Origin of the sequence: Jannaschia sp. Os4 (genome assembly GCF_016820245.1) — a bacterium.
Taxonomy (GTDB): Bacteria; Pseudomonadota; Alphaproteobacteria; order Rhodobacterales; family Rhodobacteraceae; genus Jannaschia.
This window is the reverse complement of the sequence record NZ_JAFCAR010000001.1, coordinates 172788-197911: the sequence shown is the minus strand read 5'-3', so window position 1 is coordinate 197911 and position 25124 is coordinate 172788. Positions and strand designations below refer to the sequence as shown.

Sequence of the window (25124 nt, the reverse complement as noted above, 5' to 3'; positions counted from 1 at the left end):
CCTGCTCTGCCCGGTGAGCCGGTGGTTCGTGCCCCGGCTCGTGTTCTGTTTCGTCGACAGTAGCTTGCGCCGCGACGTAAAGACAGTGCTCAAACCCATTGCCCCAAAGACTCCCCATTCCGGGCGGGTCCCCGCCGCCCCCCGGCAGATGGGGTATGCGTGGGCAAGAGGGCCTACAACATGGGGGTGGGGGTCGTGGCGAAATTGCGGCACGATCCCGCGGAGGTCCGCCGATACCCTCCCCCCGGACCGACGGAGATTCGCTCATGCTGGACGAGACCGACCACCGAAAGCAGACCGCCAGCGCGTGGTTTCGCGCATTGCGCGACCGGATCGTGGAGCGGTTCGAGGCGCTGGAGGCGGCCCACGAATCAGGGCCGGGGTCGGACCTCCCGGTGGCGCGGTTCGAGGTCCGCGACACCAAGCGCACCGCCGAGGATGGCTCGGACGCGGGCGGCGGCCTGATGTCGGTGATGCGCGAGGGGCGGCTCTTCGAGAAGGTGGGCGTCAACTGGTCCGAGGTGCACGGCACGCTCCAGCCCCGCGCGGTGGCGGCGATGGCGGCGCGCAAGGACATCCCCGGCATGGCCGACGACCCGCGCTTCTGGGCGTCCGGCATCAGCCTCGTCGCGCACATGCGCAACCCGCACGTGCCGGCGGTCCATCTCAACACGCGGATGTTCTGGACGCCCCACGCGTCGTGGTTCGGCGGCGGGACGGACCTGAACCCCGCGCTGGAGTACGACGAGGACACGAGGCGTTTCCACGGCGTGCTGCGCGAGACCTGCGAGGCGCACGAGGCTGGGCGCTACGACCGGCTGAAGGCGTGGGCGGACGAGTACTTCTTCGTGCCGCACCGGGGCCGGGCGCGGGGCGTCGGCGGCATCTTCTACGACGACCTCGACACCGGCGACTGGGACGCGGACTTTGCCTTCACCAAGGCCGTGGGCGAGGCGTTCCTGCCCGCCTTCGTGCCGCTGGTGGAGCGGCGCAAGGACATGGCGTGGTCCGAGGACGACCGCGAGGCGCAGCTCGTCCACCGGGGCCTCTACGCGGAGTACAACCTCGTCTGGGACCGGGGCACCAAGTTCGGTCTGGAGACGGGGCACGACGCGAGCGCCGTGCTGATGAGCCTGCCGCCGCTGGCGCGCTGGCCCTGAGCGGGGAGGGGGCGCTGCCCCCGGCCCTCCGGGCCTCCCCCGAGGTATTTGAACCAAGATGAGGGGCAGGGGATCGCTCCGCCTGCCCCGGAGGACCAACGGCCCTCACCTTGGGCGGCCATCGGCTCCTCAGCCTGTACCGCGCGACCCTGGTGGGACGACGCCGGTAAAGGTGCGGTGAACGGCCCCCTCATCTTGGCGGAAATACCTCGGGGGAGCCGACCGGAGGGAGGCGGGGGCGGAGCCCCCTGAACGTCAGGCGCCCGTGCCGATCGGGCAGGTCACGCCCGTCCCGCCGATCCCGCAATAGCCGTTCGGGTTCTTCGACAGGTACTGCTGGTGGTAGTCCTCGGCGAGGTAGTAGTCCGGCGCGTCCACGATCTCCGTCGTGATCGCCCCGTAGCCCGCCGCGCGCAGGCGGGGCGCCATCTCGGCCCCGGTGCGCTCGGCGGCGGCCTTCTGCTCGGGCGAGTAGGCGTAGATGCCCGACCGGTACTGCGTGCCCACGTCGTTGCCCTGCCGCATGCCCTGGGTCGGGTCGTGGCCTTCCCAGAACACCTTCAGCAGATCCTCGTAGGTCGCCTTCGACGTGTCGTAGATGACGTGGACCACCTCGTTGTGGCCCGTGCGGCCCGAGCAGACTTCCTCGTAGGTGGCGTTGGGGGTGTAGCCGCCCGCGTAGCCCACGGTGGTCATCGTGACGCCCGGCACCTGCCAGAACATCCGCTCCACGCCCCAGAAGCAGCCCATGCCGAACATGGCCTGCGCCTCGCCCTCCTTCGGCTCGGTCCGCAGGGGCGTGCCGAAGACGTGGTGCGTCGTGGCGGTCGGGATCGGCGTGGCGCGGCCGGGCAGGGCGTCGTCGGCGCTCACCATCTCGGCCTTCTTGCGTTGGAAGAGGAACATGGGCGGTCTCCTTTCCGGACGATATGGGGCCGCTACTCCGCCGCCGCCAGTCGGGGGGCGAGCACGGTCTCGTGCCCCTCGACCGGGTGGCGCGGCACCAGCGTCGAGAGCGCGAGCGACGCGCCCGCCATCCCCGCCGCCGCCACGAACACCGCCATCGGCGAGGCGAGCCACAGGTAGCCGAGGCTCGCGGGCAGGAAGACCGCCGCGATGTGGTTGATGGTGAAGGCCACGGCCGCCGTGGGCGCGATGTCGGCGGGGTCGGCGATCTTCTGGAAGTAGGTCTTGATGGCCAGCGCGAGGGAGAAGAACACGTTGTTCGCCATGTAGAGGACGCAGGCCACCGCCACGCCCCAGTCGAACGCGTAGAGGCCCGCGTAGAGCACGAAGATCGTGCCCAGCCCCGCATACTCCACGATCAGCGCCGCGCGCTCGCCCCAGCGGCCCACGGCGCGCCCGATCAGGGGGGCGGAGACCATGTTGATGACGAGCGTCACCATGTAGAGCGCCGTGACCTCGTGCACCTCCAACCCGTAGCGCTCGACCATCATGAAGCCCGCGAAGACGATGAAGATCTGGCGCCGCGCGCCCGACATGAACTGCAGCGCGTAGTAGAGCCAGTAGCGGCGGCGCAGCACGATCTCGCGACGCTGGGGCGTGGCCTCGAACCGGGGGAAGACGGCCCACGCGATCAGCGCCACGACGGCGGTGAACCCGCCCGCGACCCAGTAGACGAGGTCGTAGGACAGGTCGAACGCGCGCCACGTCACCACGATCAGCCCGTAGGCCAGCAGCGTGGCGAAGGAGCCGACCGAGAGCAGGATGCCCAGCTTGCGCGGCGCCTCGGCCTTGGACAGCCACTGGAGCTGCAGGGATTGGTTGACCGTCTCGTAGTAGTGGTAGCCGACCGACGACAGGAACGTGATCCACAGGATGCCCGACAGGCTCGGGAACTGCGCCGTCAGCGCGGTGGTCACGCCCAGCAGGACGAGGGACGACAGCGCCAAGGTCTGCTCGCGCATCACGAAGAGGACCGCGATGACGCCGACCGCGAGGAATCCGGGGATCTCGCGGATCGTGTGGAGCCAGCCGATGTCCGAGCCGTCGAACGCGACCTCCTCGACGACGAAGTTGTTGAGCAGCGCCGACCACGTGGCGAACGCCACCGGCATGGCGAAGGCCATCAGCATCAGCAGCGCCTCGGGCCGGCGCCAGCGGGGCAGGGCGTGCGCGTCGGAGAGGCGGACGGTGGGCATGCGGATGCGCTACTCCCGCGGGGACGGTCTGTCCACGCGCGCTTCACGCGGGGGCGTCATTGAATAACCCTCGGGGCGCGGGCATCCGGACGGCGGATGGCGGGACGGGACTACTCCTTCGAGATCGGCGCGGACGCTGCCGATGCGCTGGCGCGCGCGGCGGTGGCCCGGCGCGGCGGCTGGGTCGTGGGCTTGGGCGCGGCGGCCTGCGCCGGCACAGCGGTGGCCGCCGCCGCGCTGCGCCCCGACTGGCCGTGGGCGCCGGTGGCCGCCTTGGCGCTCGGCGTCCTGCTGCTGGCATGGTTCGAGGCGGCGCGCGCGCGCGCCCGGCGGCGCGGCCCCCTCGTGTCCGGACCCGTGAAGGCCCGCATCGGGCGGCAGGGGGTGGACTGGCGGGCGGGGGCGGCCCGGCTGCAGGCGGGGTGGACCACCTTCGGGGCCCCGCGCTCGACCAAGGGCGACCTGCTGCTCTGGCGCGGGCCGGAGGACGTGCTGCCGATCCCCGCCGCCGCCCTCGCCGATCCGGCCCGCGCCGCCGAGAAGGTCCGCGCGTGGATCGCCCGGCGCGAGGGGGGCGCGTCGCTGGACCTGTCCTTCGACCTGCCCAAGCGCGGGCGGGCCCGCTGGACCCGCGCCGCCGCGCGGCCGGAGGGCCGCCGCGCGATCCTGCCGGACCTCCTCTTCGCGCTCGCGGTCCTGTGGCCCGTGGCGGTCTCGGCCTGGCCGGACTTCCCCGGGTGGGCCGTCCCGCTCCGCCTCGCCGTGATCGGGCTCCCGATGGGGCTGCTGCTGGCGCTGTCAGGCTGGGCGGGGCACCGCGCCCGCGCCTTGGCCCGGATGCGCGCGCCCGGCCTGCCGCATCGGTGGCGGGTCTCGCTGCGCCCCGAGGGGATGCGCGCCGAAGCCCCCGACCTCGTGATCGAGGCGCCGTGGACCAAGGGGATGCGCGCGGTGCCCACCTCGCTCGGCGTGGCGATCCTGCTCGACGGGGCGCGGATGGTGCCGCTGCCCGCCGCGGTGCTGGGCGACCTCTCCCCGCGCGAGGTCGCGCGGGTGGTGAACCGCTGGATCAGGCGCGGGCCGTGAGCCAGCCGATCGTCGCGCGCACCCGTGCGGGGAGGTGGTCGCGCGCGGGGTAGAGGGCCCATGCGGCGGCATCGAAGCCGGTCGGCGTCGCCTCCGCCTCCGAGACGACGGCGAGGCGGCCCGCGGCGAGATCCCCCGCCACGAGCCAGTCCGCCAAGAGCGCAACCCCGAGGCCCGCCCGCGCCGCCGCGCGCAGGGCGAGGGGGGAGGTGAAGGTCGCGCGGGGCGCGAGGGGGACGTCGCGCTCGCCCGCGCCGGTCCGGACGCGCCAGACCGGCGGCGCGCCGGGAAGCGCATGGACGAGCGCCCGCGCGGCGAGGACCTCGGGGTCGGCGCGTCCCGTGCCGGGCGCGGCCACGAGGCGATACCGCACCGGGTGCAGCTTGCGGGACACGAGGTCGCCGGTGGGCGCGGGTGCGAGGCGGACCGCGACGTCGATCCGCTCGCCGACGAGGTCGCGGGGCGCGTCGTCCAGCACGAGGTCCACGGCGAGGTCCGGGTGCCGCTCCAAGAGCGCGGGCAGGGCGGGGGCCAGCACCTCCGTGCCGTAGGCGACCGAGGCGGCGAGGCGCACCCGCCCGGTGACGCGGTCGGTGCCCGCGCGGGCCGCCTCCATCGCCGCCTCGATCCGGGCGGCGGGCTCCGCGACGTCCCGCAGGAACCGCGCGCCCGCCTCCGTCGGGGTCAGGCGGCGGGTCGAGCGGTGGAACAGGCGCGCCCCGATCCGCGCCTCGGCCTGCGCGACCGCGCGGGAGACCGTGGTGGGGTCGATCCCGTGGTGGCGGGCGGTGGCGGCGAGGCTGCCGAGGCGGGCCACGTCGAGCAGGAGATGCAGGGTCCGGGTGTCCATCCGTGCGGATCGTGCACGGGTGCCGGGCGGGGTCCAGCCCTGACGCGGGGCGCGCGGGTGGGGTAGGGGAGGGCGACAGAAGGAGCTTGCCCATGCAGATCGACGGCGCCCCCATCCTCATCACCGGCGCGAGCCGGGGCATCGGCGCGGCGACCGCGCGGCACCTCGCGGCGCGGGGCGCGAAGGTGGGGCTGGTGGCCCGCTCCGCCGCGCCGCTGGAGGCGTTGGCCGAGGAGACGGGCGGCCTCGCGCTGGCCTTGGACGTGGCCGACTGGGACGCCGTGGCGGGCGCCGTGGCGCGGATGGAGGCGGCGTTCGGCCCGGTGGCGGGGCTGGTCAACAACGCGGGGCTGATCGACCCGATCGCGCGGATCGAGGATAGCGACCCGAAGGCGTGGGCCACCGTCGTGAACGTGAACCTGACGGGCGCCTACAACGCCTTGCGAGCGGTGCTGCCGGGCATGGGCGCGCGGGGCACGGGGGTGGTCGTGAACATCTCGTCGGGGGCCGCGACGGGGGCCTTGGAGGGGTGGTCGCACTACTGCGCGACGAAGGCGGGGCTGCTTTCGCTGACCAAGGTGGCGGACAAGGAGATGGCGCCCAAGGGGGTGTCGGTCGTGGGGCTGTCGCCGGGGACGGTGGCCACAGAGATGCAGCGCGAGATCAAGGCGTCGGGGATCAATCCGGTGAGCCGGCTCGACTGGGAGGCGCACATCCCGGCGGAGGAGGTGGCGCAGGCGATCGGTTGGCTGTTCGAGGCGGGCGCTGCGCGGCACGCGGGCACCGACTTCAGCCTCAAGACGCCCGAGGGCCGGGCCGAGGTGGGGCTGCCCCCGAGAGGGTGAGCGCCGCGTGGCCAAGGCGACCCGAGGCGGCGTCCGCAGGGGGGCGCCCCCCGTGCATACGGCAGTGCGGCGCCCCGTTCGCGGCGCCGGGATGACCCTCGGTGCGGGTGGGCCGACGGATCAGGGGGCTCCGCCCCCGTCGCCTGACGGCGCCTCCCCCGGAATATTTCCGCCAAGAAAGGGGGGAGCGGGGGAGGGGCGGCGTCAGCTCGCCAGCACGTTCCGGAAGAGCCACGGGTCGGACTCGTCGATGTCCTCGGGGAAGTGCTGCCAGCGGTCCTTCAGCGGGGTCCAGTCGGTGTAGTGCGCCTCGACCGGTCCGAGGTAGGGCGTCTGGATCTCGAGGCAGCGGGCGTGGTCCATCTCGTCGGTCTCGACGATGCCCGCGCCGGGGTTCTCCAGCGCCCAGACCATCCCGGCGAGTACGGCGGACGTGACCTGCAGCGCGGTGGCGTTCTGGTCGGGGGCGAGGCGGACCGTCTCCTCGTTCGACAGGCGCGAGCCGTACCAGAGCGCGTTCTTGGCATGGCCGAAGAGCAGGACGCCCAGCTCGTCGATGCCCTCGACGATCTCGTCCTCGGTCAGGATGTGGTGCGCCTCTTGCTGACGGCCCGAGCCGAACATCTCGTGGAGCGACAGCACCGCGTCGTCGGCGGGGTGGTAGGCGTAGTGGCAGGTGGGGCGGAACTCCGGCGCGTCCACGGGGCCGAGCGTGTAGTAGTCCGCGATGGAGATCGCCTCGTTGTGGGTGACGAGGAAGCCGAACTGCGGCCCCGGCGTCGGGCACCACGTGTGGACGCGGGTGATCGCGCCGGGGCGGTCGAGCCAGATGGAGGCGCGGCAGCCCGTGTCGTGGCGGTGGCCGTTCTCGGGGAACCACGTCTCGTGGGTGCCCCAGCCCAGCTCGGCGGGCTGGAAGCCCTCGGCGATGAAGCCCTCGACCGACCACGTGTTGACGAAGGTGCCGCGCGGGCGGGGCGCGAGGCGGGCCTGCGTGTCGCGCTCGGCGATGTGGACGCCCTTGACCCCGAGGTCGCGCATCAGCGTGGCCCAGCCCGCGCGGTCGGCGGGGGCGGCGGCGTCCCGGCCCGTGTCGGCGGCCAGCCGGAGCAGCGCGGCCTTGACGAACCACGAGACCATGCCGGGGTTGGCGCCGCAGCAGGACACGGCGGTCGTGCCGCCGGGGTTGGCCGCCTTCTCGTCGCGGACGGCTTGGCGCAGGGCGTAGTTCGTGCGGGCCGCGTTGTCGGTGGTGTCGAAGTAGAAGCCGGCCCACGGCTCGACCACGGTGTCGATGTAGGGGACGCCGCGCGCGCGGCAGTGGCGCATCAGATCGAGCGAGGAGGTGTCGACCGAGAGGTTTACCACGAAGCCCGCGCCGGGGGTCATCACGGCATCGAGCTCCACGCGGTAGTTATCCGGCGTCAGCGCCACCTGCCGGCAGGCGATGCCGCGCGCCGCAAGGTCGGCGCAGGCGGCAGCGGACGGCTCGATGACGACGAGCTTCGACGCGTCGTGGCCGACGTGGCGCTGCAGCAGGGGCAGGAAGCCGCGCCCGATGGAGCCGAAGCCGATCATCACGACGGCGCCGTCGACGGTGGCGTGGATGGGGTGGTCGGGCATGAGGGGACTCCAAGGGCAGCGGGCGGACGCGACGGCGGGGCCTTAAGGCGCGCGCGGGGGGATCGGAACCCCCGATTCGCGAACCCGTTGGGCCGGGTCGTGCACCCGAACCGGAGCCCATGGACCCGATCGTGCTGATCCTCGGCCTCGTCGTGCTCGCGGCGGTGACGCTGGACTTCCTCGCCGTCACGGTGGGGGCGACCATGCGCGCCACCCTGACCGGCCATGTCGGCCACCTCGTGTTCATGGGGATGCGCGCGGCGGCGCGCTGGGGCGGAGAGGCGCTGTTCACCCGCGTCTCCGGCGTCGTGGTGATGAGCGCGGTGGCCACCGTCTGGATCGTCGGCACGTGGGTCGGATGGTCGCTGATCTACGGATCGTTCGCCGGGTCGCTGGCGATGGGCCCCACGGGGGTCGAGCCCGAGGCGCCGGACTTCGCCGCCCATACCGGCCACCTGCTCTCGACCTTGGGCGGCGCGCGGACGGCCCCGTCGGCCGCGCCGTGGGGGATCGTCGGCGTGCTCGTGGGCGTCAACGGGATGGTCGTGCTGACGGCGTCGGTGTCGTTCCTGCTCTCGGTGCGCCAGACGGTGCAGGCGGGGCGCGCCTTTGCGACCCTGCAGGATCTCGAGGCGCTCGATCCGGCGGAGGACCTGCCGCGCTTGGCAGAGCTGGTCGCGGGCCTGCACGCGGCGCCCTTCGCGCTGTGGTACGCCGCCCCCCGCCTCGATCGGCAGCTGCCCGCCGCGATCCTCGGCTTCGCGCGGGACTCCCACGCGCGGGGCGGGACGGCGTGGCGCCGGGTGGAGGTCGTGCTGCGCGACCTGCCGCACCTGCCGCAACGGGACGGGCCGCTGCTGCCCGTGCTTGCGGCGTGGGCGCAGGCGCACACCATCCAGAGGATGGACGAGGGCGAGGTCCGCGCGGCGGATGCCTGAAATGCGAACGGCCGCCCCCGGGGGGGCGGCCGTCGTCGGGGACCGTGACGGTCCGCCGGATCAGTTCTGCGCGTAGTACTCGATGACGAGGTTCGGCTCCATCTGCACCGCGAAGGGCACGTCGCCGAGGCCCGGGGTGCGGACGAACGACGCCGTCATCTTGTTGTGGTCCACCTCGAGGTAGTCGGGGACGTCGCGCTCGGCGAGTTGCGAGGCCTCCAGCACGAGGGCCAGCTGCTTGGACTTGTCGCGGACCGCGATCACGTCGCCCTCCTTCACGCGGTAGGAGGGGATGTTCACGCGCTGGCCGTTCACCGTGACGTGGCCGTGGTTCACGAACTGGCGCGCGGCGAAGATCGTGGCGACGAACTTGGCGCGGTAGACGACCGCGTCGAGACGGCGCTCCAGCAGGCCGATCAGGTTCTCGCCGGTGTCGCCGCGGACCCGCTGGGCCTCGGCGAAGATGCGCTTGAACTGCTTCTCGGTCAGGTCGCCGTAATGGCCCTTGAGCTTCTGCTTGGCGCGGAGCTGCAGGCCGAAGTCGGACATCTTGCCCTTGCGGCGCTGGCCGTGCTGGCCGGGGCCGTACTCGCGGCGGTTGACCGGGGACTTGGGGCGGCCCCAGACGTTCTCGCCCATGCGGCGGTCGAGCTTGTACTTGGCAGAGGTGCGTTTGGTCACCGTCTGATCTCCTTCGAGCGTGAAGGGCGTTGTCCTCTGCCTCCCCGTTCCCGGATCGGCCGACAGGCATCCCCTCGCGGGGGCCACCAACACCAATGGAGCGCGCCGTATGGGGCGGGTGGGGGAGGACGTCAAGCGGGGGCGCGGGCACGCGGGGCCGGACGTGGAAAGGGGTGGACGACCGCCGCCATCCACCCCATGCCTGCGCGTTCCGAACACCCCTCCCTCGGGAAATCCTGTCCGCGTTCCGCCCCTTCCCGCCGGTTGATCCGGCTGGGTTGCTCCGGTCACTGCCCGACCGTTGCGAGCGTTCTTAGGACGCCCGCGAATCGTCGGTCAACGGCGATTCCCGAATCGATGGAACTTTATCGAGCACCGATTCGTTGCCGTTCTTCGCCTTCTGGTTGAAAGCCCTTCGATCCCCGTGGGATATGGCGATTCCGCCCTCCGGCCACGTGACTCAACCGCCGATCAGCGCGTCCGTGTCGTAGCCGTTGAAGCGCAACACCTCGCGCGCGGCCCGCAGCCGGTCCGGCGGCATCGACGGGCTCCGGTCGAGGATCCACGCCGCCCGCCCGTCGGGGGACGCCACGACCGCCGAGCGGTAGGTCGCGTCGGCCCACAGGACCCAGAGGTCGCCTTCCCACGCGCCGTGGTCCAAGTCGGCGCGCAGGCGGCCGAGGCGCCCGTGCCGGAGCGTCCCGTCGATCCGGCGCACGGTCGCGCCGCCACCGTCCACGCAGGTCGTCCGCAGCGTCGCCACGTCGCCCGCGGGCGGCCCGACGCGCCAGCGGCCAGCGGCGCAGTCGTACTGGAACGCGACCGGCAGGCGCGCCGCCTCGTGCCACGTCCCGGCGAAGGCGCGCATCTCGAAGTCGGCCTTGGAGGCGACCGTCGCGTCCGCGTCGCGCCACGTCGGGGCGCGCGACGGCTCGGGGGGTGCGGCGGGGGCGCAGGCGGCGAGCGCGAGGGCGGCGAGGACGGCCCTCATCGCGGCATCGGGATCTCGACCATCGGGCTGCCAGCGAGGATCGCGCGGGCGCCGGGGGCCATGAGCTTGGACAGGGCCGGGTCGCGCGACCGCAGGCCCCCGGTGAAGGTGCCGTAGGCGGGCAGGATCAGGCGGTTGCCATCGTGCAGGAAGGCGGGGCGGCTGATCGCGCGGCCGCGGACGCGCAGGCTGGCCTTGGGGTGGTAGTGGCCCGACACCTCGTGCCGGCCCGCGTCGGTGGCGATGTGGACGAAGGATAGCGGGCCGCACTCCACCCCGTCGGCGGGGGTGCCGCCATAGGCGACGGGGGCGGGGTCGTGGTTGCCGGTGACCCACGTCCAGTCGACGGACTCGACCAGCCGCATGATCCACGCGCGGTGGTCGGGGTGCAGGCGGACGGCCGCCTCCATATCGTCGAAGCTGTCGCCCAGCGAGATGACGGCGCGGGGCTGCACGGCCTCCATGTCCTGCTCGAGGGTGCGGAGCGTGTCCTCCACCTCGTAGGGGGGCAACAGCATCCCCGACCGGCGGGCGATGCGCTCGGACTTGCCCAAGTGCAGGTCGCTGACCGTCAGCACGCCGGCGGCGGGCCACCAGAGCGCGCCGCTCGGCAGGGCCACCAGCCGTTCCCCCGCGAAGGCGAAGGCCTTCGTTCCGCTCATCCCGTCCCTCATGCGGCGACGGGAATCAGACCGCGATTCCGGCGGCAAGGGGGAGGGCGGGGGGATGCGCGGAAGTCGGCGCCTCATGTGGCGGGGCGGACTCGGCCGGGGCCGGGCGCGGTCACATGAAGCAGGGGGAGCTTCCGGCGCAGGTGCAGCCCGCGAGGGTCAGCGTCGGGAGCGCGAGGAGGAGGAGGAGCTTCATGGCGTCGTCTCCGGTGGGGTGCGAGCGGAGCCTAGCGGGCGACCCGGCCCCGCGCCACGCCCTCATTCGAGGCTGAGCCCCGCGTCGGCCATCAGTCGGGCCGCCTCCTCCTCGATCAGGCGGCTCTCGGCGCGGCCCTTGATGGGCACGCGGCCCCGTTCGAGGAAGAGCGGCGCGGAAAGCGGGGAGACCCGGTCCAGCGCCACGTGGTCGATGCGGTCGCCGATCGTCTCGAGCATCAGCTCGACGCGCCCGAAGTCGATATGGCCGCGCATCGCCTCCTCCTCGGTGATCTTCAGCATGAGGTGTTCGGGGTCGTAGCGGTGCAGCGTGTCGTAGAGGATGTCGCTGCTGAAGGTGGCCTGCTTTCCGCTCGTGCGCTTGCCGGGGAAGTTGCGGTCGATCAGCCCGGAGATGATGGCTGCGGCGCGGAACGTGCGCTTCATCACGGCGTTGCCCGCGAGCCACGTCTCCAGCGCTTCGTGCACGCCCTCGACCCGGAGGTAGGGGCGAATGTCGGCGACGGGCTCCAGCCCCCAGATCAGCGCGGCGTAGTCGGTGGCGACGAAGCCCAAGGGGTCGAGCCCGTCCTCCTCCATCCCCTTGGTGAGCAGGAGCGCCAGCGTCTGGTGCGCGTTCCGGCCCGCGAAGCCGTAGAAGCAGACGTGGTGGCGCCCGTCGCGGGGGAAGGTCTCCACCAGCAGGCGCCCGGGCTGCGGCAGCTTGGAGCGGTGCCGTTGCAGGTCGAGCCATTCGCGGGTGTGGCCGGGCAGGGCGGACCAGTGGGACGGGTCGGACAGGATCTCTTGGATGCGCTCGGCCAGTTGGACCGAGGTGGTCCACTTGTAGCCGATATAGGTGGCGATCTTCGGCTCCTTGTCGGGCTTGGGCGACACCTCGACGGTCATCTCGCGCATGTTCTCGTAGCGCACGACCTGGCCGCCCATGAGGAAGGTATCGCCGGGCGAGAGGGTGGTGGCGAAGCCCTCCTCGATCTCGCCCAAGGGCATCCCGCCGCGGCCCTTGAACCGGACCTTGAGCGTGTCGGTGTCGATGATCGTGCCGAGGTTCATGCGGATCTGGCGCGCGGCGCGCGGGTCGCGCAGGCCCCAGACGCCCGGCTCCCACTCCTTGAGGCGCTGGTAGCGGTCGTAGGCGCGCAGGGCGTAGCCGCCGGTGGCGACGAAGTTCAGGCACTCGTCGAACTGGGCGCGCGTGAGTTGGGAGTAGGGGCCGACGCTGGTGACCTCGGCGTAGAGGTCGTCGGCCCGGAACCGGCCCGCGCAGGCCACCAGCGCAATGTGCTGGCAGAGCACGTCGCGCGGGCCGTCGAGGCGGAGGTCACCGTCGAGTTGGCCCGCGCGCACGGCCTCGAGGGCGGCGGTGCACTCGATCACCTCGAAACGGTTGGCGGGGACGAGCCGGGCCTTGGACGGCGCGTTGTAGCGGTGGTTGGCGCGGCCGATCCGCTGGACGAGCTGCTTCACCTTCTTGGGCGCGCCGACTTGGATCACGAGGTCGACGTCGCCCCAGTCGATGCCGAGGTCCAGCGACGAGGTGGCGACGATGGCCTTGAGCTTGCCCTCCGCCATCGCCTGCTCGACCTTCACGCGCTGCTCGCGGGCCAGCGCGCCGTGGTGGATGCCGATGGGCAGGTCGCCCGCGTTCTCCATCCACAGCGCGTGGAAGAAGAGTTCGGCTTGGGCGCGGGTGTTGTGGAAGATGAGCGTCGTCTCGTGGCGGCGCACCTCGCGCAGGATCGAGGGGATGGCGTAGCGGCCCCCGGCGCCGGCCCAAGGCGGCGTCTCGGCGGTCTTGAGGATCTCGATGTCCGGCGGCGGGCCGGGATCGGCGTGAAGGATGGGGCAGGGGTCGGGGTGGCGGGCGAGGTAGTGGGCGATGACGGCGGGGTCGTCGACGGTGGCTGAGAGGCCGACGCGCTTGAGGTCGGGGGCCATCGCCTGGAGGCGGGAGAGGGCGAGCATGAGCTGGTCGCCGCGCTTGTTCTCGGCGAGCGCGTGGATCTCGTCGACGATGACGCGCTTGAGGCCTTTGAACGTGCGCGCCGCGTCCTCGTAGGAGGTCATCAGCGCGAGGGATTCCGGCGTCGTCAGCAGGATATGGGGCGGATCGGCGCGCTGGCGCTTGCGACGGGCCTGAGACGTGTCGCCGGTGCGGTCCTCGACCCGGACGGGCAGGCCCGCCTCCTCGATGGGGATCGAGAGGTTGCGGCGGATGTCGTTTGCCAGCGCCTTGAGCGGCGAGACGTAGAGGGTGTGCAGCCCCTCGTGGCCATGCTCGGTGATGTCGGCCAACGTGGGCAGGAAGCCCGCCAGCGTCTTGCCGCCCCCCGTGGGCGCGATCAGCAGGAGCGACGGCTCCTCCGCGCGCGCGAGCATCTCGCGCTGATGGGGGTGCAGCGTCCAGTGGCGCCGGGCCAGCCAGTCGGCCAGCGCGGGCGGCAGGAGGTCGTTGGGGAGGGGCGGTCCGTCCATGCCCCCTAGCTAGGGTCGGGGCGGGCAGGGGACAGGCCCCCGCCTGCCGCCCCGTCTCATCCGCGTCAGTGGGCGAAGTCCGTCTCGGCCACGAACAGGTTGGCCCATGCGCGGTCCACGAGGTCGGGCGTCATCTGGTAAGGGATCTGCTCGAAGTCGCAGATCGACTTGATCTGGTCGATCAGGAACGGCGCGTGGAAGTTCGCGTAGACGTTGTCGATCTCCGGGTAGCGCTTGCGCAGCATGTGCACGAGCGACGCCTCGTCGAGCGGGAGCTGCTTCTTCTTGGCGACCATGGCGAAGATCTTCAGGAAGTCCGCCTGCGACGGCCCGTCGATCAGCACCTTGTAGAAGATACGGCGCAGCGCCGCTTGGTCGAAGATCTTGTTGGGGTGGAAGTTGGTCGAGAACACCACGAGCGTGTCGAAGGGCACCTCGAACTTCTCGCCCGACTGCAGCGCGAGGATGTCGTAGCCCATCTCCATCGGGACGATCCAGCGGTTGATGAGCGCCTGGGGGGGCTCCTCCTGGCGTCCGAGGTCGTCGACGATGAACACGCCGCCCGAGGACTTGAGCTGGAGCGAGGCCTGATAGGTCCGCGCCACCTGGTTGTACTTCAGGTCCAGCATGTCGAGCGTCAGTTCGCCGCCGGTCATCACCGTCGGGCGCTGGCAGAGCAGGTAGCGGTCGTCGACCTTCATGCCCGCGCGGCGCAGCCCCTCGCCGTCGCCGGGCCGGGCGACGGGGGTGTGCACGATCGGGTCGAACACGGTGATGATCTGGCCAGAGTACTCGATCGCGTGGGGAACCCACACGTTGTCGCCCATCGCCGCGCGGATGCCCTCGGCGATGGAGGACTTCCCGTTGCCCGGCGGGCCGTACATCAGCACCGACCGCCCCGAGCCCACGGCGGGGCCCAGCTGGTCGATTAGGTCGGGGGGCAGGATCAGGTGCCCCATCGCCGCCAGCAGCTTCTCGCGGGTGAGGTGGATGTCGCGGATCGACTGTGCCTTGACCTGCGCCTTGTAGCGCTCCAGCGGCACCGGCATCGGGCCGAAATACTCGGACTGCGCAAGCGCGTCCGCCGCACGGGCCTTGCCGCCGTCGGTCAGCTGGAAGCCCATCTCGCCCGAGCCGCCCGCGTGGAGCGTGCCCGTCGCCTGCACAAGGTTCGCGTCGCGCAGCTGGTCGATCAGCTGCTGGGTCAGCGGGGGCGACATGCGGATGGCCGCCCCGATCTCGCGCGCCGTCTCGACGGAGGTGCGGAACATCGTCTTGAGCAGCACGTCGCGCATCGCGACGCCCGAAAGGCCCGTCTCGTCGAGGGTCTTGGGCGGGCGGGGGGCGGGGACCGTGGAGGTCGTGGCGGGATCGACGATGGCGTTCATGGCGCGCTCCTCAGGCGAGCCCCAGCGCGGCCGCGCCGAGGTAGCAGACCAGCGTGGCCGCGAGGGTGATGCCCATCGGGAAGTCCTTGGGCTCGTGCCACGACTGCCACTCCGGGGCGAGGCCGCGCACGGCGGGGACCGCGCGGGCCGTCCGGTGCGCGACGAAGGTCACGACGAGCAGGCCCGCGAACAGCAGTCCCACCTCCGCCGCGTCGCCGGGAGCGACGAAGGGCGCCATGGCGGCCGCGAACTTGGCGTCGCCCGCGCCCACGGCGCGGATCGCGTGGAGCACGAATCCCACGGCGAGGACGGCGGCGAACTGCAGCCAGCGCCAGCCGTACTCCGCCAGCGGCATCACGAAGGGCGCGGCGACCGCGAACAGGGCCATGAGCGCCAGCACCGCGACGTTGCGGATCTTCATCTCGCTCAGGTCGGTGTAGGCGACCCACGCGCAGACGGGCAGGGCGAGGAGGCCCAGCACGAGGCCTTGGGCGGCGGTGATCTCCAGCATGGCGGGGTCTCCTTTCGGCTCAGCCGAGCGCGTCGAGCGCGCGCTGCGCTGCGGCGAAGTGGCGGGGATGCGCGGCCATCGCCTCCTCGAGGAGGCTGCGGCCGGTCGACTCGTCGCCGCGCTTCACGGCGGCGAGGCCGGCGGTGTGGAGCAGCTGCGCGCGCTCCTCGCCGGTCATCGGGATCGCCGGGAGGTCGTAGACCCGGCGGCTGGCCCGCGCGAGGACGAGGTTGTTCTTGGCGGTGAACAGCGACGCGTCGTGGGTCAGCGCCTCGGCGAAGAGCCTCTCGGCCCCCGCGGCGTCCCCGCGGCTGAGCTTGGAGTAGCCCCAGTTGTTCAGCAGCGAGGCGGGCGTCGTCGTCAGCTCGGAGGCCACCTCGTAGTAGGTGTCGGCCTTGTTCCACTGCTGGAGGCTGTCTGCGATCATCGCCTCGAGGCGGTAGCGCTCGAAGGTCTCGTGCTGGGGGTCGACCCGGTCGAGCGTGGCCTTGGCGCGCGCCCAGTCGGAGGTGCGGACCAGCGAGTCGGCGAGCGCGACCTCGTCGGCGGGGCCGGCGTCCCCGTGGCGGACGACCTTCTGCCACGCGCCCACGGCCTCGGTGAAGCGCCCGGCGCGCACGAGGCTGACCGCGAGGCCGCGGTTCGACGCGAGGTCGGCGGGATCCTCCTGGACCTCGGCGGCGAAGAAGCTGACCGCCTCGGCGGGTTCCGCCACGGTGAGCATCACCTCGTGGAGGGTGCCCTTCTCGGCGTCGGCGGCCCCGGAGACCGCGCGGGAGACCTGTCCACCGCCTGCACAGGCGGACAAGGCCATCGCCCCCCCGAGGAGGGCGATCATCGTCAGATGGCGCATCTTGCGTCCTCTTTCACTGCTCGGGCCTTCGGTTATTGTCCTTGCGGGTCGCGAGGGGGCCGCATCTTGCGCGCGGCTCATGACGGAGGTCCCAAGACGTAGAGACCGCCGCCCTCGTGCCCGAGGGTGAAGGCTTCGTTATGCCCCGCATCGTAGCCGGGTTCGCCCAATCTGGCGAGACTTTCCGACAATCCGTCCCGCGCGAGCGTGTCCTCCGGGTCGAGGGCGAAGGCGAGGCGCAGCACGCGGCTGGCCTCGGCGGGGCGGTCGAGCGCGAGGAGCACGCGCCCGAACTCCGATTGGACGGCGGCGTCGCCGGGGGCGGACTCGGCCAAGGGGCGCAGCAGGCGCTCCGCTTGGCCCAGCCTCCCGAGGCCGACATTGGCCCGCGCCATGGCACGCACCACCTCCGGCGTGAGGCCGGCATGGCCCGCCGCGCGGGTCGCGTGCTCGAGCGCGGCCTCGGCGCGGCCGATCATCATCAGCTCCTCGCTGCGGTCGAGCGCGGCGCGCGCGCGCGGGCCGGTCGGCTTGGCGGCGAGCGTGCCGACGTGGAGGTCGGCGCGCTGCGCGACGTCCGCGCCGCAGCCCGCCGCGGCCGTCAGCGCCGCGACCGCGGCGATCCGGAGGGGCCCCCACCCCATCTCAGAAGCCCGCCCCGCCGCCCAGCTGGGTGGCGATGCCGTGGATCGACGGGCCGATCAGGATGATCAGCAGCGGCGGCACGCAGAACATCATCGTGCCGACCGTCAGCTTGGTGGGCAGGACGTTGGCCTTCTCCTCGGCGCGCATGACGCGCTTGTCGCGCATCTCGCCCGCGTAGACGCGCAGGGCGTCCGAGATCGAGGTGCCGAAGCTGGCCGACTGGATCAGCACGGTCACGAAGGAGGAGATGTCCTGGATGTCGCAGCGCTCGGCCATGGCCCGGAGCACGTCGGGCTTGTCCTTGCCTGCCTTCATCTCCTGGGCCACCAGCAGGAACTCGCCCGCGAGCGCGGGGAAGGTCGGCTCCATCTCGGTGGCGACGCGCAGGATCGACTGGTCGAGCGACTGGCCCGCCTCGACGCAGACGAGCAGCAGGTCCAGCGCGTCGGGGAAGGCGGCCTGGATCTCCTCCTGCCGCTTGGCGATGCGCTTGCCGAGCCAGTACTTCGGCCCGTAGTAGCCGACGACCCCCGGGCCGAGCGCGTAGAGGACGGTCATGTGCATGGGCTGCTCGCCCGCGAGCACGAGGACGTAGAGCACGCCGAGCGAGAGAAGGCCCATGCCGAGCACCAGCTGCGCGGCGTGGAGCGTGCGGACCGCGTCCTTGTGGGGGTAGCCCGCGCGGATCATCATCATCCGGGACTTGGACATCTCGTCCTTGTCCTCGGGCTCCAGCATCTTGGCGTACTTCGCGAGGATCTGGTTGCCCGCGCCGTAGCGGTTCAGCCGCTCCTCGGCGGCGGAGGCCTGCTCCTGGTCGACGCGGAGGCGCTCCATCGGGTCGATGCGCCGGCGCAGGATCAGCGGGATCGCGATCATCGCCATCAGGATGCCGGCCGCGCCCGCGCCGAAGATCAGCGCGTCGGGGCCGGTGAGAGCGGCGAGGATGGGTTCGAGGTGCTGCATGGGTCCCTCCTCAGACCTTGATGTTGACCATCATGCGCATGAACAGGACGTTCACGATCAGGAACACGACGACGACGGCGGCGAGCGGGATGAACATCGCGCTGTCCTTCACCCCGTCGTAGTAGTCGGGCTTGGCCACGTTGATCCCGACCATCGCGAGGATGGGGAAGACCGACAGGAAGATGCCGGACCACCGCGCCTCGGCGGTGATGGCCTTGACCTTGCGGAACAGCTTGAAGCGGGCGCGGATGACCTTCGACAGCCCCTCGAGGATCTCGGCGAGGTTGCCGCCCGACTTCTGCTGGATTGCCACGGCCACGGCGAGGAAGCGCATGTCCTGCAGGCCGGTGCGCTCGGCCAGGGCGCGCAGGGCCTCGGAGACGTCGCGCCCGTAGGCCGCCTCGTCGGCGATGAAGCCCATCTCGGAGCCCATGGGATCGGCGATCTCCTGGGCGACGATGCCGATGGCGGAGTTGAGCGGGTGGCCGACGCGCAGCGAGCGCACGATCAGCTCGACCGCGTCGGGGAGCTGCTCCTCCAGCATGGAGAGCCGGGTCTTGGCCTGCTTGTTGACCCACATGAACACGGCGCCGACGCCGAAGACCACAGACACGAGCATCCGGATCGGGAGCGAGGAGGCGGTCAGCACGGTCAGGAGCAGGAAGGCCACGACCACGAGCACGCACATCACGATGACCAGCATGGACGGCGCGAAGGCGAGGTTGGCTTTCTGCGCGCGCTCGGCGAGGAGCGAGTAGAGCGGGATCGAGCGGGCCTTGTCGTGCTGGCTCATCTCCTTGCGGAGCACGCTCATGACCTCGTCGCGCGACACCCCCTTCTCGAGCAGGGCGAGGCGGCGGTTCATGCGGCTGTTGAGCTTGATGCTCTTGCCGAACACCATGAGGTAGATCGCGCCGATCAGCAGGTAGATCGACGCGAAGATGGCGATGTAGATCAGCGGCTCGATGCTCAGCTGCATGGGGACCTCAGACGCTGGGTTCGTAGATGGAGGAGGGCAGGTCGTAGCCCCACTGCCGGAAGCGGTCGGCGTAGTGGCTGCGGATCCCGCTCGCGGTGAACTTGCCGATGATCTTGCCGTCCGGCTCCAGCCCGAGGCGCTCGTAGCGGAACACCTCCTGCAGGGTGATGACCTCGCCCTCCATGCCGGTCACCTCCGTGACGGAGACCATGCGGCGCGAGCCGTCCTGCAGGCGCGAGGCCTGCACGATGAGGTTCACGGCCGAGGAGATCTGGGCGCGCACGGCCTTGAGCGGCATCTCGATGCCGGCCATCGCGACCATGTTCTCGAGGCGCGAGATGCCGTCGCGGGCGTTGTTGGCGTGGATCGTCGTCATCGAGCCGTCGTGGCCGGTGTTCATCGCCTGCAGCATGTCGATGACCTCCTCGCCGCGGGTCTCGCCCACGATGATGCGGTCGGGGCGCATCCGCAGCGCGTTGCGCAGGCAGTCGCGCTGGGTGACGGCGCCCTTGCCCTCGACGTTGGGCGGGCGGCTCTCCATCCGGCCCACGTGGTCCTGCTGGAGCTGGAGCTCCGCGGTGTCCTCGATGGTCAGCACCCGCTCGGCATGGCCGATGAAGGACGACAGAGCGTTCAGCGTGGTCGTCTTGCCCGACCCCGTCCCGCCGGACACGATCACGTTGAGGCGGCAGGCCACGGCCGCTTGGAGGTAGGTGGCCATCTCCTCGGTGAAGGCGCCGAACTTGACGAGGTCGTCGACGGCCAGCTTCTCCTTCTTGAACTTCCGGATCGAGACGAGCGAGCCGTCGACCGCGACCGGCGGCACCATCGCGTTGAAGCGCGAGCCGTCCTTGAGGCGGGCGTCCACGTAGGGGTTCGACTCGTCGACGCGGCGGCCGACGGCGGACACGATCTTGTCGATGATCCGCATCAGGTGCCGCTCGTCCTTGAAGCGGATCGGCGACTTCTCGAGCTTGCCCGCGCGCTCGATGTAGATGTTGTGCGGGCCGTTCACGAGGATGTCGTTGACGCTGTCGTCCTTGAGCAGGGGCTCGAGCGGGCCGAGGCCCGTCACCTCGTCGAACAGCTCGGTGTTGAGGATGTCGCGGTCCTCGCGCCCGAGGATCACGCCCATGTCGGCGAGCTCCTCGGAGGTGATCGCGACGATCTCGGACTTGAGGGCGCCCGCCTCGGCCTTCTCCAGAGCGGAGAGGTTGAGGTTGTCGAGGAGGCGGTGGTGCATCTCCACCTTGAGCTCCTCGATCCGCTCGCGGCGGCGCAGGTTCTTGTCGGCGGGGACCGGCGCGGCCTCGACCTTGGCGGCGTCGGGCTTGCGCATCGCGGCCGGGGCGGGTCCGTCAGCCTTGGGCGCGGCCTTGCTCGGCGCCGCCTCGGGGGCGGCGTCGACCGGCGTGGCCTTGGCGATCTGGGGCTTCTTGTAGCGTTGGAACATGGGATCAGCCGAACTTCAGGCCGAAGATGGACTTCTTCTGTCCGGCCTCGGCGGTGACGGTCTCGCCGCGGACCTCGGCGACGATGGCGTCGGCCATCGCGCGCAACTCGCGGCGGAGCGGGTTCTTCGGGGCGGCCTCGCCCAGCATGACGCCTTGGTCGGCGGCGTCCTGCACGGCGGCCTTTCCGTCAGGGAGCATGTGGCCGAACTCGACCGACAGGGTCTCGGCCATGCGGTCGATCCGGCCCTTGGCCTGCAGGTCGCCCTTGCCCGGCGCGCGGTTGAGCATCCAGCCCAGCGAGGCGGGCGAGACCCCCTCGGAGCGGAGCAGCTTGCGCAGCCGCAGCGCGTTCTGCGCGGCGCGCACCTCGAGCTGCAGGACGCCGTGATACACGTCCGCCTCGCCCATGACCGCGTCGGTCCACTGGGTGACGCATTGCGGCATGTCGATGATCGTCACGTCGAAGCAGCTGCGCGCGAGCTTGAGCACGGCGAGCACGTCCTCGGCGGACACCATGTCGTAGGGCACGATCTCGGAGGGCGCCGTGAACACCTGCACGCCGCCCTTGTGGGCCGAGAGCGACTGGCGGAACGCCTGCTCGTCCATGGCGTCGGTGTCGGACAGGATCTCGAGGACCTGGCTCTTGCAGGGGAGGTCCATCAGCGTGGCGACGGAGCCGAACTGCAGGTCGAGGTCCATGATGCAGACCGAGAGCGGCTGCTGCCCCTTGGGGGTCTGGGCGACCTCCCACGCGAGGTTGGTGGCGATGGTGGTCGCGCCCACGCCGCCGGCGAGCCCGTGGAAGGCGACGACCCGGCTCTCGCGCCCGGTGCGACCGCCCGTGGCGGGCAGGCGCGGCGCGTCGGCGCCCTGCTCCTCGGCGGCGCGGGCGGCGGCCACCACCTGCGCCACCTCGGCGCGGTCCGACTGCAGCCGGTCGATGGTCTCGGCGAGCGCGGTCTCGGAGATGGGGTAGGGGGCGAAGTCGTCGGCGCCCACCCGCAGCAGCGCGTGCAGGCCCTGCGGCGACAGCGAGTCGGCGACGAGGATGATCTTGGGGCCGGCGGCCTTGGCGGCCTTCACGATGGCGAGGATGGCGTCGAGGTCGCCCTCGTCCGTGTCGTCGAGGGCGAACACCATGAGCTCCAGCCCGTCGGCGTCGCCCGCCGCGACGAAGACGTCCGCCTCCTCGAAGGTGAGGTCGCCCCACGCCTCGCCGAGGCAGGCCTCCATGCCGTCGATCAGCAGATCGTAGGCTTGGATGTCCCGACTCACCGTGACCGCGCGCAGGGGCGCGGGCTCGGGCTGCAAGGCGGCGGTTGCGGTCATGGCGTAAACCCTCGGCAGTCGGCCACGACCCGGGGTGCGGGGCGACCGGAACAATCGGTGCGCGGGACGCATCCGTCCCGCCGTCCGTTTCCGTGTCGCGGCCAAGTTGGGCGACATTGGGACGCAGAATATGAAAATGTTGGAAACGCGGACACGATGGCTGCCCCGCATTCGACGAAAATGCCCCCCGGAAATCCGGGGGGCATGTCGGGCGGCGTCGCGGCCGCGAGAGGGCGGGGTAGGGCCCTACTGGGCGCTGACCACGTACTGCCGGTAGACGATCCGGGCGTACTTGCCGTCGAGCGTCCGACCGTCGCCGGCCATGAAGCCGCCCACCTGCGTCACCGCGCGGCGGTTGGCGCGGCTCGGCCCGCCGGTGTTGACGACCAGCTCGGTCTCGCCCTCGGACACCACCGCCACGAGGCGGTCCGTCGAGACGCCTTGGGACGCGAGGTAGCGCACCACCGTCCGCGCCCGGCGCAGGCCGAGGTCGCGGTTGTAGCCCTCGGTGCCCACGGCGTCCGTGTGGCCGATGACGGAGAAGCGCACCTCGGGGAACTGGCGGATGAAGTGGGCCTGCCGGCGGAGGATCTCGCGGGCCCGTCCGTCGAGGTGGGAGCGGTTGAACGCGAAGTTCACCGTGTCCTGCACCGCCGCCGAGAAGCGGCCGTTCAGATGGGCCAGCGCCGCGCCTTGGCCCATGTGGACCTGCATGTTCTGCATGGTCGAGGCCCCGAGGTTCGGGTCGAGCAGCGTCTCGCCCGCGGGCCGGTTGAAGGAGGGCGCCGCGCAGGCGGCGGGGGCGGCGGCGAGCACGGCCAGCGCCGCGCGTCGGGTGAATCGATCGGTCATGTTCGCCTCCTCAGTCCAGCACGTAGCCGTAGTTCCCGGAGAAGTCCTGCTGCGCGGCCTCCGAGCGGGTCGAGAGCGTGGCCGCCGCGGGACGACCGCCGGAGACGCGCCCGTAGAGGAACAGCTCGTTCTCGGTGGGCGGGCGGATCCGGTCCGTCGGCAGCGCGAGCGCGTCGACCGACTTGGCGGGCGTGACCAGGTGCGCGGTCACGATGATCACGAGTTCGGTCTGCCGCCGCTGGTACGAGGCCGAGCGGAACAGCGCGCCGAGCACCGGCAGGTCGCCGAGGAACGGCACTTGGTTCGCGCTGTCGTTGAAGTCGTCCTGCAGGATGCCCGCGATGGCGAAGCTCTCGCCGTCGCGCATCTCGACGGTGGTGGTCGCGCGCCGCGCCGAGACGCCCGGCACGAGGCCACCGTTGACGCTGACCGCGTTGTCGAAGTCGATCGACGAGACCTCGGTCTGGAGCTGCAGGTTGATGATGTCCTGGTCGACCACGGTCGGCAGGAAATCGAGCGTAACGCCGAAGGGCTTGAACTCGACGCCCACGTTGCCCTCCTCGTCGATCTGCGGGACCGGGAACTCGCCGCCCGCGAGGAAGCTGGCGGTCTGGCCCGAGAGCGCGGTGAGGTTCGGCTCGGACAGGGTGCGGGCGACGCCGCGCTCCTCGAGGGCCTGGATCAGGACCTCGAGCCCGAGGGAGTTGGTCCCGAAGTTGAGCTGCAGGGCGCCCGCGTTGCCGCCGACCGCGCCGGTGGTGCCGGTGAAGCCGCCGCCGTTGAGGTCCGTGCCGTTCACCGCGAGCTGCGCGCCGATGGACTTGGACACGCTGCGCGACATCTCCGCGAAGCGGACCTTGAGCTGCACCTGCTGGGTGCCGCCGACCACCATGAGGTTGAGGACCGCCCCCGGCGCGTAGCGCTCGGCGATCTCGAGCGCCTGGTCGAGCTTCTGGCCGGAGGACACAACGCCCGACAGCACGAGGCCGTCGTTGGCGGTGCGGACCTCGATGGACTCGGAGGGGAGGATCTCGCGCAGGCGCTCCTTGAACTCGCCGATGTCGGGGGTGACCTGCACCTCGACGTTGGAGATCAGGCGCCCGTCCTGCCCGAGCAGGGTGAGGGTCGTGCGGCCCGGCGCCTTGCCGAGGACGTAGACCGAGCGCTCGCTCAGGGTGGCGATGTCGGCGATCAGCGGGTTGGCGACCGACAGCTCGCCGAACGGCACCTCGCTCTCGAGCACGACCGCGCGGTTGAGCGGGACGCGCAGCGGCGCCTGCGGGCGCCCCTCGGCGATGCGCAGGGTCTGCGCGATGGCGGGGGCGAGGGGCATGGCCGCCAACGCCGCCCCGAGCGCGATGGCGCGCGTGACCTTCCAGATACTCATGGATCCTGCCTCTCGTATCGAACTGCTCCGGCGCGCGATGATCCCGGCGGGCCCGCGCGTCCTTCTTTATTGGCGCCAACCTGACCCGCGCGGGCGCGTCCGACCAAGCCCGGCGTCCGATCGGTCCCGCCGATGCGCGTGTCGCGCCGCCCGGTGTGGGCGGCGCGACACGAATGGGGCTGCATTTGGGCACCCGGGGGGTGCGCGTGGGGTCGGGCGGAAGGCCGCCCGCCGCCCTCACTCGTCGGGGCAGGGGATCTGGATCGCCACGACCTCGGCCCCGCGGCGGGTCCGGATGGAGCAGGTGCGCGCGCGCTGCACGGTGTCCTGCGGGCCGAGGATCTCGTTGATGGTCGCCTCGACCGCGGCGCTCTCGGTCTGGTCGGTGACGCCCACGAGGGCGAGCGAGATGCTTCCGGTGGCCTGCGCCTGCGCCAGCTTGGCCACGACGTCGGCGGGGGCCTCGACGGTGATGGTGCGCGCGAGGATCGGGTTGTTGCGGTCCTCGTCGGTCACCTGGTCGACCGCGATCAGCTGCAGGTTCGCGTGGATCAGGCGGGTCAGGCCGCTGCTCTCGCGCCCGCCGCCGCCGGTCCAGTAGACGTCCACCCGGTCGCCGGGCCGCAGGAGGCCGGACACGCCCGACGACACGTCGACGCGCAGGGCGAAGGCCCGCATGCCCTCGCCGAGGCTGGCCGCGACGCCCGCGTCCTGGCCCGGCTCCGTGACCTTGACGCGCAGGAGGGGCTCGTTGCGCTCCATCGCGCGGAGCACCGTGCGCGTGCCCTCGGACCCGGCAGGGAACACCTCGTCGGGGGTGCGGAAGGCCCCCTCGGGCAGGGCGTTCGCCGGCCACGGCACGAGCTTTAGGTCGGCGCGGCGCACCGGCTGCCCGTAGCGGAGCGACCGCGCCAGCACGACCACGTCGGTGACGGGGATGATCGCGTCCTGCGAGGACTGCAGCGCGGCCTGGTACTGCGCGAAGCGGTTCTGCGCGGTGTGGACCGCGAACCCGGCGAGGCCGAGGCCGGCGAGCAGGATGACGGCGAATATGATGCGCAT

The 25124-nt window shown here is 71.7% G+C and carries 23 protein-coding genes; 4 read left to right on the top strand and 19 right to left on the bottom strand.

What is annotated here, in order from left to right; genetic code table 11:
* Nucleotides 1-266: 266 nt before the first annotated feature.
* Nucleotides 267-1160: an oxygen-dependent coproporphyrinogen oxidase gene (gene hemF / locus JQC91_RS00990; protein ID WP_203284910.1), complete on the top strand. Its 894-nt coding sequence runs from the start codon at nucleotides 267-269 to the stop codon at nucleotides 1158-1160.
* A gap of 255 nt (nucleotides 1161-1415) precedes the next feature.
* Here the strand turns inward: hemF and msrA are convergent, their stop codons facing one another.
* Complete coding sequence (gene msrA / locus JQC91_RS00985; protein WP_203284909.1) at nucleotides 1416-2066, bottom strand: peptide-methionine (S)-S-oxide reductase MsrA; 651 nt, start codon at nucleotides 2064-2066, stop codon at nucleotides 1416-1418.
* A 32-nt stretch (nucleotides 2067-2098) separates the two neighbouring features.
* Nucleotides 2099-3322 (bottom strand): MFS transporter, encoded by a 1224-nt coding sequence (locus JQC91_RS00980; protein WP_203284908.1) that lies wholly within the window; start codon nucleotides 3320-3322, stop codon nucleotides 2099-2101.
* Between the two features lie 96 nt (nucleotides 3323-3418).
* Here JQC91_RS00980 and JQC91_RS00975 point away from each other — a divergent pair, with 96 nt between their 5' ends.
* Nucleotides 3419-4408 carry a hypothetical protein gene (locus JQC91_RS00975; RefSeq protein WP_203284907.1) on the top strand — a complete coding sequence of 330 codons (990 nt, stop codon included), beginning with the start codon at nucleotides 3419-3421 and terminating at the stop codon, nucleotides 4406-4408.
* On the opposite strand, the gene JQC91_RS00970 is transcribed toward JQC91_RS00975, so the two are convergent.
* Nucleotides 4392-5258 carry a LysR family transcriptional regulator gene (locus tag JQC91_RS00970; protein WP_203284906.1) on the bottom strand — a complete coding sequence of 289 codons (867 nt, stop codon included), beginning with the start codon at nucleotides 5256-5258 and terminating at the stop codon, nucleotides 4392-4394. The genes JQC91_RS00975 and JQC91_RS00970 overlap by 17 nt on opposite strands.
* Before the next feature lie 92 nt (nucleotides 5259-5350).
* Here JQC91_RS00970 and JQC91_RS00965 point away from each other — a divergent pair, with 92 nt between their 5' ends.
* A complete protein-coding gene (locus JQC91_RS00965) occupies nucleotides 5351-6103 on the top strand; it encodes an SDR family oxidoreductase (protein ID WP_203284905.1) in 753 nt (250 codons plus the stop codon).
* A gap of 204 nt (nucleotides 6104-6307) precedes the next feature.
* Here JQC91_RS00965 and JQC91_RS00960 read toward each other — a convergent pair whose 3' ends face one another.
* Nucleotides 6308-7726, bottom strand: coding sequence for a saccharopine dehydrogenase C-terminal domain-containing protein (locus JQC91_RS00960; protein WP_203284904.1), 1419 nt, complete (start codon nucleotides 7724-7726; stop codon nucleotides 6308-6310).
* 119 nt (nucleotides 7727-7845) lie between these two features.
* Here JQC91_RS00960 and JQC91_RS00955 point away from each other — a divergent pair, with 119 nt between their 5' ends.
* A complete protein-coding gene (locus tag JQC91_RS00955) occupies nucleotides 7846-8664 on the top strand; it encodes a hypothetical protein (protein WP_203284903.1) in 819 nt (272 codons plus the stop codon).
* 60 nt (nucleotides 8665-8724) lie between these two features.
* Here the strand turns inward: JQC91_RS00955 and rpsD are convergent, their stop codons facing one another.
* From rpsD to cpaB, 15 genes are all read right to left on the bottom strand, one after another.
* Nucleotides 8725-9345: a 30S ribosomal protein S4 gene (gene rpsD / locus JQC91_RS00950; RefSeq protein WP_203284902.1), complete on the bottom strand. Its 621-nt coding sequence runs from the start codon at nucleotides 9343-9345 to the stop codon at nucleotides 8725-8727.
* Nucleotides 9346-9805: 460 nt separating this feature from the next.
* On the bottom strand, nucleotides 9806-10336 hold the full coding sequence (locus tag JQC91_RS00945) for a lipocalin family protein (protein WP_203284901.1): 531 nt from the start codon (nucleotides 10334-10336) through the stop codon (nucleotides 9806-9808).
* Nucleotides 10333-10998 carry a ligase-associated DNA damage response endonuclease PdeM gene (pdeM, locus tag JQC91_RS00940; RefSeq protein ID WP_203285485.1) on the bottom strand — a complete coding sequence of 222 codons (666 nt, stop codon included), beginning with the start codon at nucleotides 10996-10998 and terminating at the stop codon, nucleotides 10333-10335. Before pdeM ends, JQC91_RS00945 begins: the two co-directional genes overlap by 4 nt.
* Before the next feature lie 267 nt (nucleotides 10999-11265).
* Nucleotides 11266-13698, bottom strand: a complete 2433-nt coding sequence (locus JQC91_RS00935) for a ligase-associated DNA damage response DEXH box helicase (protein WP_203284900.1) — start codon at nucleotides 13696-13698, stop codon at nucleotides 11266-11268.
* A 65-nt stretch (nucleotides 13699-13763) separates the two neighbouring features.
* Nucleotides 13764-15086 (bottom strand): ATPase, encoded by a 1323-nt coding sequence (locus tag JQC91_RS00930; protein WP_203284899.1) that lies wholly within the window; start codon nucleotides 15084-15086, stop codon nucleotides 13764-13766.
* Between the two features lie 10 nt (nucleotides 15087-15096).
* Nucleotides 15097-15597 carry a prepilin peptidase gene (locus JQC91_RS00925; protein WP_203284898.1) on the bottom strand — a complete coding sequence of 167 codons (501 nt, stop codon included), beginning with the start codon at nucleotides 15595-15597 and terminating at the stop codon, nucleotides 15097-15099.
* 19 nt (nucleotides 15598-15616) lie between these two features.
* Complete coding sequence (locus tag JQC91_RS00920; protein ID WP_203284897.1) at nucleotides 15617-16450, bottom strand: hypothetical protein; 834 nt, start codon at nucleotides 16448-16450, stop codon at nucleotides 15617-15619.
* A 77-nt stretch (nucleotides 16451-16527) separates the two neighbouring features.
* Nucleotides 16528-17094 carry a tetratricopeptide repeat protein gene (locus JQC91_RS00915; RefSeq protein WP_203284896.1) on the bottom strand — a complete coding sequence of 189 codons (567 nt, stop codon included), beginning with the start codon at nucleotides 17092-17094 and terminating at the stop codon, nucleotides 16528-16530.
* 1 nt (nucleotide 17095) lies between these two features.
* Nucleotides 17096-18061, bottom strand: a complete 966-nt coding sequence (locus tag JQC91_RS00910) for a type II secretion system F family protein (RefSeq protein WP_203284895.1) — start codon at nucleotides 18059-18061, stop codon at nucleotides 17096-17098.
* Nucleotides 18062-18071: 10 nt separating this feature from the next.
* The gene (locus JQC91_RS00905; RefSeq protein ID WP_203284894.1) at nucleotides 18072-19040 is read right to left on the bottom strand and encodes a type II secretion system F family protein; all 969 of its coding nucleotides are present in this window, start codon (nucleotides 19038-19040) and stop codon (nucleotides 18072-18074) included.
* A 7-nt stretch (nucleotides 19041-19047) separates the two neighbouring features.
* The gene (locus JQC91_RS00900) at nucleotides 19048-20493 is read right to left on the bottom strand and encodes a CpaF family protein (RefSeq protein WP_203284893.1); all 1446 of its coding nucleotides are present in this window, start codon (nucleotides 20491-20493) and stop codon (nucleotides 19048-19050) included.
* Nucleotides 20494-20497: 4 nt separating this feature from the next.
* Nucleotides 20498-21823, bottom strand: coding sequence for an AAA family ATPase (locus tag JQC91_RS00895; RefSeq protein WP_203284892.1), 1326 nt, complete (start codon nucleotides 21821-21823; stop codon nucleotides 20498-20500).
* A 246-nt stretch (nucleotides 21824-22069) separates the two neighbouring features.
* Complete coding sequence (locus JQC91_RS00890; protein ID WP_203284891.1) at nucleotides 22070-22675, bottom strand: OmpA family protein; 606 nt, start codon at nucleotides 22673-22675, stop codon at nucleotides 22070-22072.
* A gap of 10 nt (nucleotides 22676-22685) precedes the next feature.
* Nucleotides 22686-24062, bottom strand: a complete 1377-nt coding sequence (locus JQC91_RS00885; protein WP_203284890.1) for a type II and III secretion system protein family protein — start codon at nucleotides 24060-24062, stop codon at nucleotides 22686-22688.
* Between the two features lie 237 nt (nucleotides 24063-24299).
* On the bottom strand, nucleotides 24300-25124 hold the full coding sequence (cpaB, locus tag JQC91_RS00880; protein WP_203284889.1) for a Flp pilus assembly protein CpaB: 825 nt from the start codon (nucleotides 25122-25124) through the stop codon (nucleotides 24300-24302).